At 56.9% G+C, this 768-nt stretch carries 1 protein-coding gene; it reads left to right on the plus strand.

Annotated features, from left to right (window positions below; translation table 11 throughout):
* Positions 1-602: 602 nt before the first annotated feature.
* Positions 603-768: type VI secretion system ImpA family N-terminal domain-containing protein (locus tag A9976_RS18630; protein ID WP_183020235.1), on the plus strand; the 166-nt coding region annotated here is incomplete at its 3' end.

The raw sequence follows: 768 nt of genomic DNA on the forward strand, positions 1-768 counted from the left end.
GACGCTCCGGAACTTCAGTTGCTCCGGCGGCAAGGGCGTATGCGCCTTGACGACACGTTCGCTTGGCACATTGCGATCCATCTCATCGTCTCCTTATGAGAATTCACCTGATGCTGCGCTTGCTGTTCTGGATGTTCGCGGACGCGCAACCGGCGCGTGCCGCAATGACTGCAAAGGGATGGCCGGCCACGCAACGGGGCCGCTTGCAAAGGGCGGGCTTGGCCGTGATGGCCGTGCCGGAGCCGGGGGTTTCTGTCTCTGATTCTGGATGCGCGCCGGTCTGCCGCCAGCGTGAGCGCCGATTGTAGGCATCGCGGAAAGCGGTCGAGAAGCGCTATCACATGCTTTTGTGTTTTTTACGATTCAGTAACAACGCTTGCGCACGTGTCCTGTCCCCGTAAGGAATATGTCAAAACATCAGCGTAGCAGGGCCAGAAGTGTTCAATTGTTTAGGTGGTTGTTAGCTGGCTGTAAGAAAAATCTGAAGTTGTTAGTTGTTCGTTGCATACGGAAAGACGTGCCTAGAATTCTCCCTTCCGTGAAGCAGCGCGGAGCGTAGTGGTTGTATCCAGGCAGCATCCCAAGGCATCTAAGCAATGACTATGGACTTCGCCGATATCCTCAATACACTCGATTCACGTCTGCCCTGCGGGGAGGACCTCGAATACGACGCTGACTTCCTGCAACTGCAGCAAGCTGCGGCCGGCCGTGACGAACAACAGTTCGGCTCGACCATCATCGCTGCGCAGCCGCCCGATTGGCACGAGG

It is taken from the genome of Delftia sp. UME58 (assembly GCF_014170385.1).
GTDB classification, from domain to species: Bacteria; Pseudomonadota; Gammaproteobacteria; order Burkholderiales; family Burkholderiaceae_C; genus Comamonas; species Comamonas acidovorans.